The sequence below is a fragment of the Fundicoccus ignavus genome, assembly GCF_009659375.1.
GTDB lineage: Bacteria > Bacillota > Bacilli > Lactobacillales > Aerococcaceae > Fundicoccus > Fundicoccus ignavus.
Genome location: NZ_WJQT01000061.1, coordinates 1 through 559, shown reverse-complemented (window position 1 = coordinate 559; position 559 = coordinate 1). Strand labels below are relative to the sequence as shown.

Below are 559 nucleotides of genomic sequence, written 5' to 3'. Positions count from 1 at the left end.
ATAGACTCGGTCAATTCTCGGTTCATTATATCTTTTCTATTTGAAATTATAATTTTGGTTTTATTAACTAACTCGCATTGAATTAATTAATAAGATTTGTTTGTGTATTCAGTTTTCAATGATCAACATTGTTAAATCAGTTGATTTAACAATGGAGACTAGCGGGATCGAACCGCTGACCTCCTGCGTGCAAAGCAGGCGCTCTCCCAGCTGAGCTAAGCCCCCAATTTTAATTGAGTTATTCTATTATATGTTATATTCGTATGTTTTTCAATCTTGAAATTCAATACGATGGGCCTGAATGGACTCGAACCATCGACCTCACCCTTATCAGGGGTGCGCTCTAACCAGCTGAGCTACAGGCCCGCTTTCAAACCCTTATAGAGTTAGCGTTAAGCTCACTCAAAACTAAACAAAGACAATATCCAAATAATAAGGTTCCTGTACTCCTTAGAAAGGAGGTGATCCAGCCGCACCTTCCGATACGGCTACCTTGTTACGACTTCACCCCAATCATCTATCCCACCTTCGACGGCTCCCTCCCTAAAAGGGTTAGGCC

General features: G+C 41.1%; 2 tRNA genes and 1 rRNA gene. All 3 read right to left on the bottom strand.

Annotated elements, in window-relative coordinates:
• Positions 1–152 precede the first annotated feature (152 nt).
• Positions 153–225, bottom strand: a tRNA-Ala gene (locus tag GF867_RS13655).
• A 67-nt stretch (positions 226–292) separates the two neighbouring features.
• Positions 293–366: transfer RNA gene (locus GF867_RS13650), tRNA-Ile, on the bottom strand.
• 88 nt (positions 367–454) lie between these two features.
• Positions 455–559, bottom strand: a 16S ribosomal RNA gene (locus GF867_RS13645); the annotation flags it as partial.